The sequence below is a fragment of the Williamsia sterculiae genome, assembly GCF_900156495.1.
Taxonomy (GTDB): Bacteria; Actinomycetota; Actinomycetes; order Mycobacteriales; family Mycobacteriaceae; genus Williamsia_B; species Williamsia_B sterculiae.
In genome coordinates, this window is the sequence record NZ_FTNT01000001.1 from 222,736 (window position 1) to 238,796 (window position 16,061).

A 16,061-nucleotide genomic window follows, 5' to 3' on the forward strand; every position below is an offset into this window, starting at 1 on the left:
CTCAGTTCCCGTATCCCAGTCCGCGTAAGGTCGACAGCAGTTCGGAGCGGGATCCGGCGTCCACGCGGCGTCGGATCCGCGCCACATGGTGCTCCACCGTCTTCGCCGAGATGAACAGCCGCGCACCGATCTCCCGGTAGGTCAGACCCTGCAGCAACTCTCGTGCGACCTCCGCCTCCCGCTCGGTGAGTACGCCGTCGGAATCCCCCCCGCCCGGACCCGCGACGGTGCGGGCGGTCTGCAGCAGCGCGGTCGCGGTGCCGGTGTCGCCTGCCCGCAGTGCCGCCTCGCCTGCCAGTCGACCCGCATCCCAGCCCAACCCGAACCGCTCCAGGTCACGGGCCGCGTCGGCGACCTCGGCCGGGTCCACGCCGGGACCACCGTCGGACGTCAACAACTGTCGCCAGATCCGTCCCGCCGCGGTGAGTACGGCCGCGAACTCGTCTGTGCTGCACGCCGCCAGCCTCCGCAGGTGGTCGTCGACGTCGGTGGCGTCGGCGCGCAGGATCGCCGCCTGGAGCCCGCACCAGCGCCACCACGTGCCCCACGCGGGCGGGTCGCCGAGGTCGGCCAACAGCCGGTCCGCCGCGTTCACGTGGCGGGCGACCCGCGCGGCCTCGTCGAGACGGTCTGCGGCCAACCGGATCTCGCCGAGCGGCAACAGCCCGAACAGGTGCACGTCGAGTTCGGCGAGCAGCGGCGGACCGAGCCGCCAGGCCGCGGCCAGTGCACCGGCGTCCCCGCGGCGTCGTGCCATCCCCAGCCGCAACGCGAAGGCCAACACCCGGTCGGCCTGCGCGGTCGATGCCCGGCTCGACGTGGTCACCTCGTCGAGGATCTCGGTGGCCAGGCTCAGATCGCCGGCGGCCATCGCGGTCCACGCCCGCAGCAACCCGATCCGCACCGCGTCCGGCCGGGCCGGGTCGTCGGCGCGTTCGAGGAGGTCACGGGCGGCGGCGAGGTCTCCGGCGTGGATGGCCAACAACGCCGCCATCACCACCGGTGACTCCACGTCGACGCGGGTGGCGCCCGCCCGGGCGGTCACGGTTCCGGATGCCGACCGCAACAGCGGACCGAGGGCCGCGGCGGCGGAGCCGGACAACGATCCGAGCAGTCCGGTCGCCACCAGTCGGCCACGGTTACGCGCACCCGTCGGTGTCGCGGTGGGTGCGCCGCCGGTGACGTCGTGGGGGCTGATGACCGCTTCGGCCGCCGCCCTGTCGCCGACCGCGACCAGCGCGACCACGGCGGATGCGCTGTCGGTGGCGCTGCGGTCGGTGCCCAGCCAGCGGTACAGATCCGCGGCGTGGGTGTGGTGACCGCGCGCGGAGGCGACGGCGGCGGCCACCCGCACGGTGTTCTCCAGCAACGCGGGTGAAGCCGTGACCGCAGGTTCGGCGAGCAACTCGTCGGTGAGATCGACGGCGCGGTCGGTCTCACCGGCCAGGCCCAGGGCCTCGGCCAGCAGTACCCGGGTCTCCGCCGGATCCGCGCCGGCGGTCAGGGCCGCGTCGAGCAGGGTGACCGCGGTGGCCGGTGCACCGGCGCCGGCGTAGCGCACCAGCAGATCTGCCAGGCGGGGGTCGGCGAGCCCCGCGCGTGCCGCACCGACCGCCTCGGCCTCGGTCAACGTCCCGTGCCGTAGTCGCACGTCCAGCGCCGCCTTGCGCAGCGCCGTGAACCGTTCCGGACCGAGCACCGCGGCGAGCACGGTCAGCGCCGGGGCCAGGAAGGAGTCACCGTCGGACAGGAATCCACTCGACCGCGCCCGGTCGAGAGCCCCGACGACGGTGGGCTGATCGAGATGCAGCGCGCGCGAGAGCGAGTCGGTGTCGGTACCGGCGCCCAAGCCGGCGAGCGCCAGCACCGACAGCGTGGTGCCGTCGAGGCGGCATGCCATCCGGTGCTGATGGCCGGCGGCGACCCGGGCGACCAACTCGGCCGAATCGGCATCCGGCGTGGCGCCCATCAGGGCTGCCAATACCACGTCGACGGTCCCGACGAGACCACCTGTGCGTCGGCGGACCACTGCGGCGACCGCCGGCGTGATGGCGGCACCCGACGGTGCGATCGCCGTGCTGCGTTCGACGATCTGCGCGGTGGACAAGGGGGCCAACGACACCGTGGTCCCGTCGAGGCGGACCGCGTCGAAGACCTCCGCGTCGTCATGGTCGCGGGTCTCGCCGGCCACCAGCACCGGTCCGGGATGCCTGCGGATGAGGTCGGCCAACCGTCGTCGTCGGTCCGGGTCCAACGCCTGCACGTCGTCGACGACGAGAGCGGCCGCGGCGGGCGGGTCGTCAGAGGAATCGGAGAAGCCACGAACGATGATGCCCGCGCCGCGGAACATGTCGACGGCCGCCGCCAGGACCGACGACTTCCCGCTGCTCGCGGTGCCGCCGATCCAGATCCGCACCGGAACCCCGGATGTGCAGCCATCCTGAACCCGGCTCAGCGCTGCCCGTGCCGCGGGCGACCCCGCGGTCGCCGGAGCAGCCCGGTGGACCGGATGGGACGGGGGAGCCGTGGGGCTGCTCATCGGCCGAGTCTAGGTCTCGCGCTCTAGTTACAGGCGATCTTGATGGTGCAGAGTGCCTTGCCGGGCACCTGCAGCACGTCGCCCGGTGTGCCGCCGTAGCTCTGCCCCTGCTCGGCGGTCGGGTTGCTGCCCGAGCTGCTGTCGCCACCGCTGCTGCTGCCGCCGGACGAGCTGCCGGAGTTGCCGCTGCCGCTCGATGACGACCCGCCGCTGCTGCTGCCGCCGGACGAAGTGCCGGAGTTGCTGCTGCCGCTCGACGACGACCCGCCGCTGCTGCTGCCCGTCGAACCACTCGACCCGCTGTTCGTCCCACCGCTCGACCGGGTGGCGGCAGCAGCACTTCCTGCGGACCCCGCCGCGGCTGCACCGCCCGTGGCCTGGTTCGCCGATGCCGAGCTGACCGGCACCAGAGTGCCGTCGGAGGCTCGTACGGTACCCGCAGGCGTCGACGCGGCGGTCGACGCGGCCGCGGCGCCCGTCGCCCTCGTGGACCCGGGGGCCTTGGTGGTTGCGGTGGTGGTGTCGGCACCCGCGGTCGGGGCGGTGCCGTTGGTCGACGATGTCCCGCCGATGAGTCCGGTGCCGACCGACACGCCGGTGCCGGTGGCCAACAGCACGCCTGCCGCGACCACCGCGATGGTCATGCCGCGCTTCCACACGCGTCGGGGGGCGGCGCTTTCGGTGGGGGTCACCGGTGCCGGCGCGATGGGCCGACGCTCGGACAGTTCGTCGGGGCGGGTCGCGACGATCGTCTCCGGCTCGTCGGCGACCAGCGCGGCATGGCGGTCGACGGCCACCAGCGCGGCTCCGGCCGCCGACGCGGTGGCGGGTTCGGGGTCGACCAGGACCGGCAACCGCAGGATCGTCGAGAAGAGTTCGGTGACCAGCGGGATGGCCGCACCGCCACCCGAGATGATCACCGATGACACCTCGGCGATGTCCACGCCCGCGTTGGCCAGGGAGTCGCGGACCAACTGGACCGACTCCAGGATCGGCGTGCGCAGCAGCTCCTCGATGTCGTCGCGGACCAGACGCGCCTGGGTGGACACACCGGGCAGGCTCACGTCGACGACGGTGTCGGTGTCGTTGGACAGCGCTTCCTTGGCCGCGCGGCAGCGGGCACGCAGGACGGTCAACGCCTCGATGGTGGCCGGGTCGTCGACGTCGAGACCGTCGTAACATCCGGTGATCTGCAGCACGTGCGCCAACAGCAGTCGGTCGAACTCGGACCCGCTGATGGTCGAGGACCGCAACGGCCGTCCGATGATGTGGGCGCCCGGTCCGGTGCGCACCACGGTCGCGCCCGCGGCGGTGGCGCCCAGGTCGTAGACCACCACGGTCCCACCGTCGTGGTTCCGCTCACCGCGGCCCGCGGCGACGGCGGCGAGGACGGCCAACGATTCCGGCACCAACGTCACGTCGCCCGGCGCGAGCCGCTCGACGGATCGGGTCAGCGAGGCGCGGGTGGCCGGCGACCACTCGTCGGGGCAGGCCACGGCCAGGGTCGGGGACCCGGGATCCAGCGCGCTGTCCGCGGCGATGGACAGGGCACCGAGGACGTGGGTGTAGAGGTCGTCACCGGTGTGTGCGCGGCCGGTCTCGTCGACCACGGCCACCGGGTCGCCCACGTGGGCGGTCACCGCCGACGGCATCAGGGCCATCGGACCGGACGCGAGCAGCTCCTCGGTCGGGTGGCTGATGCTGCCGTCCCAACTGGTGGCATCGGCGGCGACGGCGACGCAGTTGGCGTTGCCGATCTTGAATCCGAGCCCTGTGGCCATGCTGTCGCTCCTCATGAATGACGTGCCCGACGTAGTCGCCGGCGGCGGCGTGCGCTGTGGTGGGGGTTGTACACAGAGCCGCCCCTGGTGCACTCGTCCATTGTGTCGCGGTACCACGCCCATGCGTTAGCCCAGCGCCCGGACAGGGGTGGAACCCCCCTGACCCGGCCCGTTGCCCCCTGTTCGGCGGCCGGTGACCCCCCGACCCGGGGCCCGGATCCCCTATGCCCCCGGGGGTCGAGGAAGGGGGATTTAACCCGATGGCGGAGGACGGGTGACGGCATAACTTGATGAGCGATCCCGACGATTGTCGGACCCAACTCACCGCTCTACCGAACCACCAGGGAGCAACCGCCATGGTCACCAACGCCGTTCTCGACTTCATCCTCCGACTCCTTCGCGACGACAAGGCGATCGAGTCGTACTGCCTGAACCCGCAACAGGCGTTGAACGATGCCGGACTGGGGGCATTGACCCCGTGTGACGTGGCGGCCGCAGCACCGATGATCGCCGAGTCGGGGTTGGTTCCGGCCGCTGCCGGTGCGAGCGGGATCGGCTCCATCATCAACGCAGCGGGTGTGAACGCCGGCGGTCCCGGAGGGGTGGCCGCCGGTGGCCTCGCTGGGGTGAACATCGGTGGGGTGAACGTCGGGGGTCTCGGTGGGGTCAACCTCGGTGGCCTCGGGGGAGTCAACGTCGGCGGCCTCGGGGGGGTCAACCTCGGCGGCCTCGGTGGGGTCAACCTCGGCGGCGTCAATCTGGGGGGAGTCGATCTCGGCGGCATCGATCTCGGCGGTCTGGGGCTCGGCGATCTCGGCAGCATCAGCCTGGGCGGCATCGACCTGGGCAGTCTCGACTTCGGCGACATCGGCGCGCTGGCGGCGGGTGGTATCGACCTGGCGAACCTCGCCTTCGGGGCGATCGACCTCGGCGGCCTGAGCGTCGGTGACCTCGACGTCGTCGGACAGCTCGCCGTCGCGCTGGCCGCCAGCCTCGCCGCCGGTCTCGGTGCCGGTGGGGTGGTCGCGGGTGAGTTCGGGGCCGCCCTGGCCGGCGCCCTCGAGGGGGTGCTCGGCATCGCCGCGGGCAGCGTCCTCGACGCGAGCGTCATCGCCGGTCTCGGTGCCCAGATCGCCGGCGCTCTCGGTGCCGCGCTGGGTGTGCAGGCCGGTGTGGTCGGTCAGCTGACCGCGGCCCTGAACGCGGCCATCGGGGCGACGGGTGTGCTGTCGGGCACGCTGAGCGCGGTTCTGTCGGGTGCCCTGAGCGCCGGTGGTGTGCTGGCCGGGACGGTCGGTGCGACCCTCGGCGGGCTGCTGGGTACCGGCGTGGCGCTCGGTGGGGTGCTCGGCGCCGACCTGGCCGCCGCCCTGTCCGCGGGTCTGTCCGCGGGCGCGGCCTTCGCCGGTGTGCTGTCCGGCGCGCTCGGTGTGACCGCCGGTCTCGGCGCCGTACTCGCCGGTGCGTTCGAGACCGCCATCGCCGCCTCGGGCGATCTGGCCGCGGTGTTGGCCGGAACCCTCGACGCACAGGCCATCGCCGCACTGGGTGGGGAGATCACCGGCAGTCTGGCCGGTGCCCTGAGTGCCGCGCTGGCCGCGGGCGGGAGCATCGCCGCGGGTATCGGCGCCACCCTGGGTGCGTCGCTCGGTGGCGTGCTCGCCACCACCGATCTTGTCGCCCTGGGTGGGCTGGCCAGCGTGAACGCCGTTCTCGGCGGAACACTCGCCGCCGCACTGGGCCTGGGCGGTGCCGCCACGGCCGCCCTGGAAGCCGCTCTGGGCGGTGTGCTCGGCGTGGCAGGCGGTCTCGATCTGGGTGCCGTGCTGGCCGCGGGCGGTGACCTCTCCGCCACCCTGAGCGCTGCCCTGTCGGGTGTGCTCGCGGCCGGTGGCACGGTGGCCGCCGACCTCGGAGCCGCTCTCGGTGGCTCGCTGGGTGCGGCCCTCACCGGTGTCCTCGGCGTCGGGGTGGGTGGACTGCTGGCGGGTGGCGCGGGCCTCGAGGCCGCGTTGTCGGGTGCGCTGGCCGGGGCCTTCGGCCTGGGTGCCGGACTGACCGGGGTGCTCGGGGGCGCCCTCGGCATCGTCGGTGACCTGGGTGCGGCCGTCGCCGCCGTCGCAGACCTCGGCGCGAGCCTCGGCGGTGCGCTGGATCTGGCCGGGGTGCTCGGCGCCGATCTGGTCGGCGCCCTGGGCGCTGGTGTCGGCGGTGCGTTGGGTCTGGCCGGCGGTCTGGCTGCCGACCTGGCCGCGGTCGCCGCTGTGGGTGGCGACCTCGCTGCCACGTTGGGGGCGACATTGGGCGGGGTGCTGTCCGGTGTCGTCGGGTTGGGTACGTCGCTGGGTGGGATTGCCGACATCGGCGCCGTGTTGGCCGGTGGTCTGGGTGCCGCGCTGGGTGTGCAGGGTGAGCTGATCGCCGCACTGGGTGCAGGCCTGGACGCGGCGTTGGCCGCGGGTGCCGGTCTGGGTGCCGCGCTGACCGGGGTCGCCGATCTGGTCGCCGTGGTGGGCACGGTGTTCGGGGCCGGCGGTGAGGTGGCGGCCACTCTGGCCGCCGCGCTCGGCGGTGTGCTCGGCACCGCTGTCTCCGGCGACCTCGTGGCCGGTCTGATCGGTCAGTTGGCCGGCGGTCTCGACCTCGGGGGTGCGTTGGGTGCGACGCTCGGGGGCCTGCTGGGTCTCGACGGCGGACTGGCCGCCGAACTGGGTGTCGTGCTGCAGGGGGTGGTCGCCGCCGGGGGTGCGCTGACGGGTCAGCTCGAAGGGCTGATCGGACTGGCCGGCGGACTCGGCGGTGCGCTGGGTCTGGCCGGTGGGCTGGCCGTCGATCTCGGTGCACTGGCCGGAGTCGGTGGCGACCTGGCTGCCACGTTGGGGGCGACATTGGGCGGGGTGCTGTCCGGTGTCGTCGGGCTGGGAACGTCGCTGGACGGGGTTGCCGACATCGGCGCCGTGTTGGCCGGTGGTCTGGGTGCCGCGCTGGGAGTGCAGGGCGAGCTGATCGCCGCACTCGGTGCGGGCCTGAACGCTGCGTTGGACGCGGGTGCCGGTCTGGGTGCCGCGCTGACCGGGGTCGCTGACCTCGACGCCGTGCTGGGCACCGTGTTCGGGGCCGGCGGTGATGTCGCGGCCACCCTGGCCGCCACGCTGGGCGGTGTGCTCGGCGCCGCGATCTCCGGCGACCTCGCGACCGAGTTGATCGGCCAGTTGGCCGGTGGTCTGGACCTCGGGGCCGCGTTGGGCGCCACCCTGGGTTCGGCGCTCGGCCTGGACGCGGGGTTGATCGCTGAACTGAGCGGGGCGCTGCAGGGTGCGATCACCGCGGGCGGTGCCCTGACGGGTGGTCTCGACGGGTTGGTCGGCCTCGCCGGTGGACTCGCAGCAGGACTCGATGCCGGCCTGGGGTTGGGAACCGGTCTCGCCGGTGGCCTGGCCGCGGACCTCGGTGCGCTGGCCGGTGCCGGAGGTGCGCTGGCCGGGTCGCTCGGTGCCGGCCTCGGGGTCGCGTTGGCCGGTGCCACCGGCCTCGGTGCCGTCCTCGATGGCGGACTGGGACTCGACGGTGGCCTCGCCGGTGGGCTCGGCGCCGTGCTGGCCGGAGACCTCGGTGCCGCGCTCGGTGTCCAGGGTGACCTGTTGACCACCCTCGGCGCGACCCTGGACTCCGCGGTCGGTGTGGGTGCCGGGCTGGCCGGCGGTCTCGACCTCGGGACCGTGCTGGGTGGGGTCTTCGCCGCGGGGGGCGACGTCGCGGCCGACCTGGGCGGCGCCTTCGGGGCCGTGCTGGGTACCGCACTGGGTGGCGATCTCGGTGCCGACCTCGCCGCCGGACTGGCCGGTGGCCTCGACGTCGGCGGAGCGTTGGCGGGGACGCTGGGCGGTGCCCTCGGTCTCGACGGCGAGGTCGCGGGCACGCTGGGCGCGGCCCTGCAGACAGCGATCGGCGCGGGCGGCGGCCTGACCGGTGGACTGGAAGGCGCGCTGGCTGCGGGCGTCGGCGCGGCCGGTGAGCTCGCGGGTGGGCTGTCAGGTGATCTCGGCAGCACCCTCGCCGGTGGTCTGGGCAGCAGCCTCGGCCTGGACCTGGGCGGCGGTCTCGACCTCAGCGGTGGACTCGGCGCCGGACTGGACACCGGACTGGAGACCGGTCTCGGTGCGGTCACCGGGGTGGCCACCGGTGTGGCCGGCGACCTGCAGACCGCGGCCGGGCTGGGTCTCGACGGCGGTCTCGGTGTCGGTGCGGGCGGCGGACTGGACAGCACCGCCGGTCTGGTCGGCGGACTGGGTCTGGGGGGCGACGCAGGTCTGGGCGCGGGGATCGCGGGTGGTGTCGACCAGGTCACCGATCTGACCGGTGGACTGAACGCGGTCACCGGACTCGGCGGTGACGCCGGTGCGGGCGGTGCGCTCACCTCCGGACTGGCGGGCGGACTGGGGTCGGCCGCCGGTCTCGGTGCAGACGTGACAGGGGGCGAACACACCGGCGCCGACGTCACCGGCGGACTCGTCGGCGGCGCGACCGGTGGTCTGACCGGCGCCGTGGGCGGACTGGGACAGGCCCCGGGTGGGCTCACCAGTGGACTCACCGGTGGGCTGGCCGGAGCGGGCTCGGCAGCCGGGAATCTGGCCGGTGCGGTGCACCCCACCCTCGACGCCGGCAGCCTCGACTCGACCACCGATGTGGCCCCGGCCGCGACCACGGGCGACGCCGCGGCGGCTCCTGCGGCCGACGCCACGAGCCTGCACACCACCGACACCTCGGCGGCTGCCGACACCGGCGATCACGGGCTGACCGACTCGATCGGTAGCGGACTGCACGACACGTTGTCCGGCACCGATCTGAACGGTGGTCTGGGTGGCCACACGAGCGGTGATGTCTCGGGCGACACCACCGAGCAGCATCACGGACTGGGAGACATCCACCTCGGCGGTTGATCTCCCCGACCACGGTCGGCCGTTCCCCGAAGCCCCAGGGGACGGCCGACCGTGGCGTGTCCACACCGTGCCTGAAATGCCCGTTCGGACCCGTCAATCCTTGCGTGCCACACCCGACGAGGCCCACGGTCGGGCACGATGATGTCGAGCGTGGTGCGGCGCCCCGTGGGATCGTCGCACCGACCACAGATCCCTCGAGGCAGGTGTTGGTTGACCATGAGCACGCCCGGACCCCAGGCCACGCGGAGTCCCGCGGTCCCCACCCCGGGGTTCGCCGATCTGCTGGTCACGATGAGCGCCATCGCCGACCAGGCGGGTCGCGACGACCTGGTACGCAGGCTCGACGGTGCCACCACCCGCGTCACCGACCAGCGCCTGCGCATCGTCGTGGTCGGTCAGCTCAAGCAGGGCAAGAGCCAGTTCGTCAACTCCCTGCTGAACGCGCCGGTCTGTGCCGTCGGCGACGACGAGACCACCGCGGTGCCCACTCTCGTGCAGTACGCCGAACAGCCCGCCGCGCGGTTGGTGCTGGGCGGCGCAGGGGGTCTGCGCGACAGCGGTGACGCGTCCGCCGACACCGTGGACGTCTCGCTCGACGCGATCACCACCATCACCCCGACCACCCCGCTGGCCGGTGGTCGGGAGGTGCAGCGCCTGGAGGTCGACCTCCCCAGCCCGCTGTTGCGCGACGGGTTGGTGCTGGTCGACACACCCGGCGTCGGCGGGCACGGTCATCCGTACGCCGCTGCCACCCTCGGGATGATCCCCGCCGCCGATGCCGTGTTCGTGGTGTCCGATGCCTCGCAGGAGTACACCGAACCGGAGATGTCGTTCATCCGGCAGGTCACCGGCCTGTGCCCCACCGTCGCCGGGTTGGTCACCAAGACCGACCTGTATCCGCATTGGCGGGCCATCGTCGAGGCCGACCGCGGGCATCTCGCCGCCGAGGGTCTCGACATCCCGCTGCTGCCCATCTCCTCGGTGCTCCGCGCGCACGCGCTGCGGCTGTCCGACGAGTCGTTGAACGCCGAGGCGGGATTCACCGAGCTCTACGAGTTCCTGCGTGACCGGGTGGTCGCCGACGCCCGTTCCGCGGCCCGCGCGGCGGCCGCGTCCGAACTGCGATCGGTGTCGGAGCATCTGGCCCTGAAACTCGGCAGCGAGCTCACCGCGTTGAAGGATCCGGAGACCGCGGCCACCGCCGTGGACGGATTGAGCCGGGCCAAGCTCGCCGCCGAGGAGATGCGGCGCAATTCCGCGCACTGGCAGCAGACCCTGGCCGACGGCATCACCGACCTCGCCGCCGACATCGACCACGACCTGCGCGACCGGTTGCGCGCGGTCACCCGCGAGGCCGAGCGGGCGATCGACGCCGGTGACCCCGGCAAGGACTGGGATCGGCTGGGGGAATGGCTGGCCGAGCAGGTGGCCGCGGTGGTCGGCGACAACTTCGTGTGGGCGCACGAGCGTGCGCTGTGGCTGGCCGAGCAGGTCGCCGAGCATTTCGCCGCCGCGGGGCACGCCCACCTGCCCGTTCTCGACAGCGTCGACACCGACGGCTTGTTCGACGCCGTCACCGAGCTGTCGGACCTGGAATCCGGTCGGACCAGCATCGTGCAGAAGGCGCTGGTCGGGATGCGTGGGTCCTACGGCGGCGTGCTGATGTTCGGTCTCATCTCGACGATGGTGGGAATGGCGCTGATCAATCCCGTGTCGGTGGGCGCCGGGTTGCTGCTCGGGTCCAAGGCGTACCGCGACGACCGCGAACACCGCATTCTCGAGCGTCGTCAGAAGGCCAAGATCGCGGTCCGCGCGTTCACCGACGACGTGAGCTTCCAGGTCGGCAAGGAGTCGCGGGATCGGTTGCGGATGGTGCAGCGGCAACTGCGGGACCACTTCACCGAGGTCGCCGACCAGGCCGCGCGGTCGGTCGCCGAATCGCTGCGCGCGGCGCAGTCCGCGGCGTCGCTGGAGTCCGGGGACCGCACCCGCCGGACCGCCGAGTTGGAGAACCAGTTGCACACGGTCGCCGCGCTACGTCGCGCGGTCGATCAACTGCAACCGCCCCCGCCGGAGTTGTCGGTCGACACCCCGCCCGCCGACAAGCCCGCGGGACTCGCCTGATGGCCGCTGCCGATCAGGTCCGCACCGTCATCGACGACGCCCGGCACGCGATGTCCGGCGACGTGTACGCCGGCGCCGAACTCGACGCCTGCGCGGCCCGCCTCGACGAACCGTTGCGGGTCGCGCTGGCCGGTTCCCTCAAGGCGGGCAAGTCCACTCTGCTCAACGCGTTGGTCGGCCAGGACATCGCCCCCACCGACGCCACCGAGTGCACCCGGGTGGTCACCTGGTATCGCCGCGGGATGACCCCGTCGGTCACCGCGTATTACGACGACGACCGGCAGATGTCGATCCCGGTCACCCGGCACGAGGGTCGACTCGGGTTCGACTTCGGCACCCTCACCGCCGACCGGGTGCAGTGGCTCGACGTCGAATGGCCCGCCCGTGCGCTGGCCTCGACCACCCTCGTCGACACCCCCGGTACCGCGTCGTTGTCGCGGGAGCTGTCGGCGTCCACCGTCGACATGCTCGCCCCGGCCGACGGTGAGTCGGGTGCCGACGCGGTGGTCTACCTGCTGCGCACGTTGAGCGCCGCCGACACGTCGATGCTGGAACGGATCGGCGCCGCGATCGGCGGCGGGTCCGGACCGCTCGGGGTGGTCGGGGTGGTGTCGCGCGCCGACGAACTCGGCGCCGGGCGGATGGACGCGATGATCTCGGCGGAGGAGATCGCCGGGCGGTTCGCCGGTGAGCTGGAACGCACCGGTCTGTGCCAAGCGGTCGTCCCGGTGGCCGGGTTGCTGGCGTTGGCCGCGCGAACTCTGCGTGAGGTGGAGTTCCGGGCGCTCGCCCAGCTGGCCGCGGTACCGACCACCGATCTCGACCTCGCGTTGCTGTCGGTCGACCGGTTCGCCCGGCCCGACACCGCACTGCCCGTCGAACCGGCGCTGCGGGCGACCTTGGCCGAGCGGTTCGGTGTCTTCGGCATCCGGATGGCGGTGACGCTCATCCGGCTGGGTACCGACACCTCCGCGGCATTGGCATCCGAACTGCTCGCGCGGAGCGGTCTCGACGACCTGCGGTCCATCATCGACATCCAGTTCGCGCAGCGGGCCGAGGCCCTCAAGGCCCATTCGGCTCTGGTGGCGGTGGAACGGATCCTGGCCCAGAACCCGTCGGCGTCGGCCGGTGCGCTCGGCGACCGGGTCCGTGCGCTGCTCGCCGACATCCACGGGTTCCGCGAGCTGCGGCTACTGGGTCGGCTGCGCACCGGGACGGTCCCGTTGCCGCGCGAGCAGATCCGTGACCTCACCCGACTGGTCGGCGGACACGGTATCGACCCCGCCTCGCGACTGGGCGTGGCTCCGGACGACGGCGCGGACCGGATGCGGGCGGTCGCCCTCGACGAGGTGCGCACCTGGCGGTCGCGGGCCGGACACCCGTTGCTGCCCGCGGACGCGGCGACGGCATGCCTGCTCGCCGCCCGAAGCGCTGAAGGGGTGCTCGCGCAACTGGGTTGAGTCCGGGTCGCCTCCGGTCGTCGGGGTCAGTCCGTCCACCGTCGGGTCGTCGGCAGGAACGCGCATCCGGTGCCGGCCACCGCGATCACCGCCGCCACCGTCGCACCCCAGGTGACCACCGGGCTCGCGTCGTCGGCGGAACTCATCATCACCGCCATCACGGCCGCCAGGACCACCGCGAGCAGCGTCGCCCACACCAGGGTGGGACGGGTTCTGGTCGACGGGGTCGCGCGATGCACCAGATAGGCGCCGACCACCCCCAGCACCACGATCAGCAGGACACCACCGCCGCACTCCGCGAACGCGATGTCCACCGCCTTGCCCAACGTCGTGGATGAGCGGGTCGGGTTGTCCGAGCGGAGTCCGGCGACCAGGTCGTCACGCAGATGACGCCGGGCCAGGGCCACCGTGGCCGCGGTGCCCAGCAGCACGATCACCGCGATCGCCCACACCGTCACCGTCACCGTCACCGTCACCGGTCGGGTCGTCGGGCGTTCGACCACCGGTCGCAAGGGGGTCACCCGGACCTCGGGTCGTGGCGGCGGCCGGCGCTGCCGGTCGGATCCGGTCATGCGCTGATGGTACGTTCACCGCCGCTGCGACCGGGGGTGATCGTTCATCGATGTCGCCGTTGTGCTGCGGTAACGCCCGGCGAGCGAGCACGCGACACACGGGGTGGGCGGTGGCGGGTGCGTACATCCACCTCGAGACCGATGCGGTCGGCGCCGATGTGGGCGACAATCGCGGTCGGTGGCGCGTTGGATGGGTCGCGACCGGCGAGGCGTGCCCGATGAGCGTGAAGCGAGGTGAACCGTGGGAGAGGTGCTGGGGATCTCGGTTGCGGGGGACTGCATCGCCTCGGTGGTCACCGCGGCCGACTCGGACACCGGCGTGCTCGCGCGCAATGTGGTGACCCTCGACCCGCCGGGCCCGGACGAGTCTCCCGCGCCCGCGGTGTTCGCCGCGATCGTCGACCTCGTGGAGACCTCACCGATACCCGTCGACACCGTCGGGATCGCTGTCTGCGACCACGAGGTACTCGTCGGTCTGCGGTCCGCCTTCGCCGACGCCGAGGAGCGATCGTGGACCGACACGGTCACCGTGGTCGACGCCCCCACCGCCTACGCCCGGTATGCGGCCGCAACCTCGCCCTACCGCGGCGCGGTCGTCGTCGCCGAACTCGACGACTTCTCCGCCCCGTACCCCGAGTTGTCGGTGGCGTCCGTGGACACGGAGACCGGGGCGGTCCTCTCGGCCGCCCGGATCGCCGCCGACGCGCGACCGCCGGTCGTCGACGATGCCGGTGCGGCGGTGTTGGCCACCACGGTCACGGCGATGCCGTCGGGGCCCGGTGAACTGGCCGGAGCACTGTTGATCGGTTCCGGCGCCGATCACGCCGCCGTCGAATCGCTGCGCATCCGACTCGGTGCACCCGTCGATGTACCCGCCGAACCGACCTACGCTGCCGCACACGGCGCCGCGCTCATCGCCGAGATGTCGGTGCCGAGATCGCGGTCGTCGAGTGCCGGCCGCTGGCTGGCGCTCAGTGCCGCCGCGGCGGCAGCGCTCGTGCTGGCCGTGGGGTTGGTGGTCGCCATCGCCACCACCCGCGACAAGGACACCCCGGTGAACGAGACCGGTGCGCAGGTCTCCACATCGTCGACCCCTGCCGCACCGCACACCCACGTGGCGGAGACGACGGTCGTGCGCGTACCCGCCCGGGCACCCGCGTTCCCGGACGACCGCACCGCCCGTGACACGACCCGGGTCCCGACCACCGCACAGTCGACACCCACCACCGTGACCGCCCCGCCGCCGACGACGACAACGGCCACACCCACCACGATCGAGACCACCCCAAGCACCTCCGAGACGTCGGAACCCCCGACCTCGACGACCACGTCGACGAGCGACCCGGCGACGTCACCGTCGGTGTCCACGTCCTCCGGCTAACCCCCGAGCGTGCCGGTATCCGCGTCGAGTGGGCCGATACCCCTCAGACCGGGTCGTGCCGTATCAGGTCCTCGGGGACACCGGCCCGCAGCAGCCGCTCGCGGGTCACGTCGATCATCTCCGGTGGGCCGGCCACCAACACCTGATGACCCGACCAGTCGCCCGCGGCCAGCGCCGCACCGACCACGGTGCCGTTGACCACATCCACCCCCAGGGCGGCCGGGTCGTTGGAGGTGCGCAGCCACCACGGGTCCTCGTCGGACTCCACCACCCCGACGACCCGCAGCCACGGATTGGTCGCCGTCAACTGTCGCAGCATCGGCAGCTCGTACAACTCGCCCGGCGATCGTGCGCCGTAGAACACGTGTGTCGACGGTGCATCCGCTCGACGCGCCATCTGCAGCAGCAGTGCCCGCAGCGGCGCCAGGCCGGTCCCTCCGGCCAGCATGAGCACCGGTCGGTCCGTGTCGACGTGCAGGGTCCCGTGACTCTGCGCCAGTGCCCACACATCCCCGACCGCCGTCTCGGTGACCATCGACTGCGACACCGTGCCCCGCGGCACCGACCGGACATGGAATTCGAGCTGTCCGTCGGGGTTCGGTGGCAGTGCGGGTGACAGATCGCGCCACAACCTCGGCCACTGCGGGATCTGTACCTCCAGGTACTGGCCTGCTCGATACCGCAGCGGCTGGTCGGCCAGCAGCCGGATGACCGCGATGTCGCGGGAGATACGGAACTTCTCCACCACCCGTGCCTGCCACATCGGGGGGTCGGTCGTCGACTGTGCCGCCCCGCGCATGACACCGGTGGTCAGCATCATCGCCTGAGTGGTGACCGCGGAGTACTCGTCGTCCCATTCCCGGCCCATGGTCGCGGCGAACTGGCGCATCAGCGCCTCGAAGAACCAGCCGTAGTGTCGTTCCTCGACGCCGTACTTCCGGTGGTCCCGGCCCAGTTGGGCCAACACCTGCACCAGCTGTTCATGGGTGGCGGCGTCGGGGACGGTGGCGAGTACATGGTCGAGCACGCTGAGCAGGGCCGCCTTCTGGGTGGTCAGTTCCGCGGGGAACAGGTCGCGCAGCTCCGGGTGCGCACCGAAGAGCCGGGCGTAGAACTCGGTGGTGAAGCGATCCGTGTCGCCGTTCATCGCGTCGCGAACGTCCAGCAACGGGTGCCGCGTATGGGTGCCCACGCCCGACCTCCCCTCTTCCGCCGCTTCCGGTGGCCACGACCCCGACCACCGTGACCCAGCCGAGCGTAGTGG

At 72.6% G+C, this 16,061-nt stretch carries 8 protein-coding genes; 4 read left to right on the forward strand and 4 right to left on the reverse strand.

Annotated elements, in window-relative coordinates; all coding sequences use genetic code 11:
- Nucleotide 1 precedes the first annotated feature (1 nt).
- Nucleotides 2-2,539, reverse strand: coding sequence for a helix-turn-helix transcriptional regulator (locus BW971_RS00880; protein ID WP_143690143.1), 2,538 nt, complete (start codon nt 2,537-2,539; stop codon nt 2-4).
- Nucleotides 2,540-2,562: 23 nt separating this feature from the next.
- The gene (locus tag BW971_RS00885) at nt 2,563-4,320 is read right to left on the reverse strand and encodes an Hsp70 family protein (RefSeq protein WP_076475677.1); all 1,758 of its coding nucleotides are present in this window, start codon (nt 4,318-4,320) and stop codon (nt 2,563-2,565) included.
- 356 nt (nt 4,321-4,676) lie between these two features.
- Between BW971_RS00885 and BW971_RS22060 the strand changes: the two genes are divergently transcribed.
- The 3 genes from BW971_RS22060 (at nt 4,677) to BW971_RS00900 (ending at nt 12,844) form a co-directional block, all read left to right on the forward strand.
- Nucleotides 4,677-9,260: an IniB N-terminal domain-containing protein gene (locus BW971_RS22060; protein ID WP_143690144.1), complete on the forward strand. Its 4,584-nt coding sequence runs from the start codon at nt 4,677-4,679 to the stop codon at nt 9,258-9,260.
- Between the two features lie 216 nt (nt 9,261-9,476).
- Nucleotides 9,477-11,384, forward strand: a complete 1,908-nt coding sequence (locus BW971_RS00895) for a dynamin family protein (RefSeq protein ID WP_143690145.1) — start codon at nt 9,477-9,479, stop codon at nt 11,382-11,384.
- Entirely contained in the window at nt 11,384-12,844 is a 1,461-nt protein-coding gene (locus BW971_RS00900; RefSeq protein ID WP_076475681.1) for a dynamin family protein, read from the forward strand. The genes BW971_RS00895 and BW971_RS00900 overlap by 1 nt, the downstream gene beginning before the upstream one ends.
- Before the next feature lie 26 nt (nt 12,845-12,870).
- Here BW971_RS00900 and BW971_RS00905 read toward each other — a convergent pair whose 3' ends face one another.
- Nucleotides 12,871-13,416: a hypothetical protein gene (locus BW971_RS00905; protein ID WP_076475682.1), complete on the reverse strand. Its 546-nt coding sequence runs from the start codon at nt 13,414-13,416 to the stop codon at nt 12,871-12,873.
- A gap of 241 nt (nt 13,417-13,657) precedes the next feature.
- On the opposite strand from BW971_RS00905, the gene BW971_RS00910 reads away from it, so the two are divergent.
- Nucleotides 13,658-14,797 (forward strand): hypothetical protein, encoded by a 1,140-nt coding sequence (locus tag BW971_RS00910; protein ID WP_076475684.1) that lies wholly within the window; start codon nt 13,658-13,660, stop codon nt 14,795-14,797.
- Between the two features lie 43 nt (nt 14,798-14,840).
- Here BW971_RS00910 and BW971_RS00915 read toward each other — a convergent pair whose 3' ends face one another.
- Nucleotides 14,841-15,989 (reverse strand): FAD-binding oxidoreductase, encoded by a 1,149-nt coding sequence (locus BW971_RS00915; RefSeq protein WP_076476279.1) that lies wholly within the window; start codon nt 15,987-15,989, stop codon nt 14,841-14,843.
- Nucleotides 15,990-16,061 lie beyond the last annotated feature (72 nt).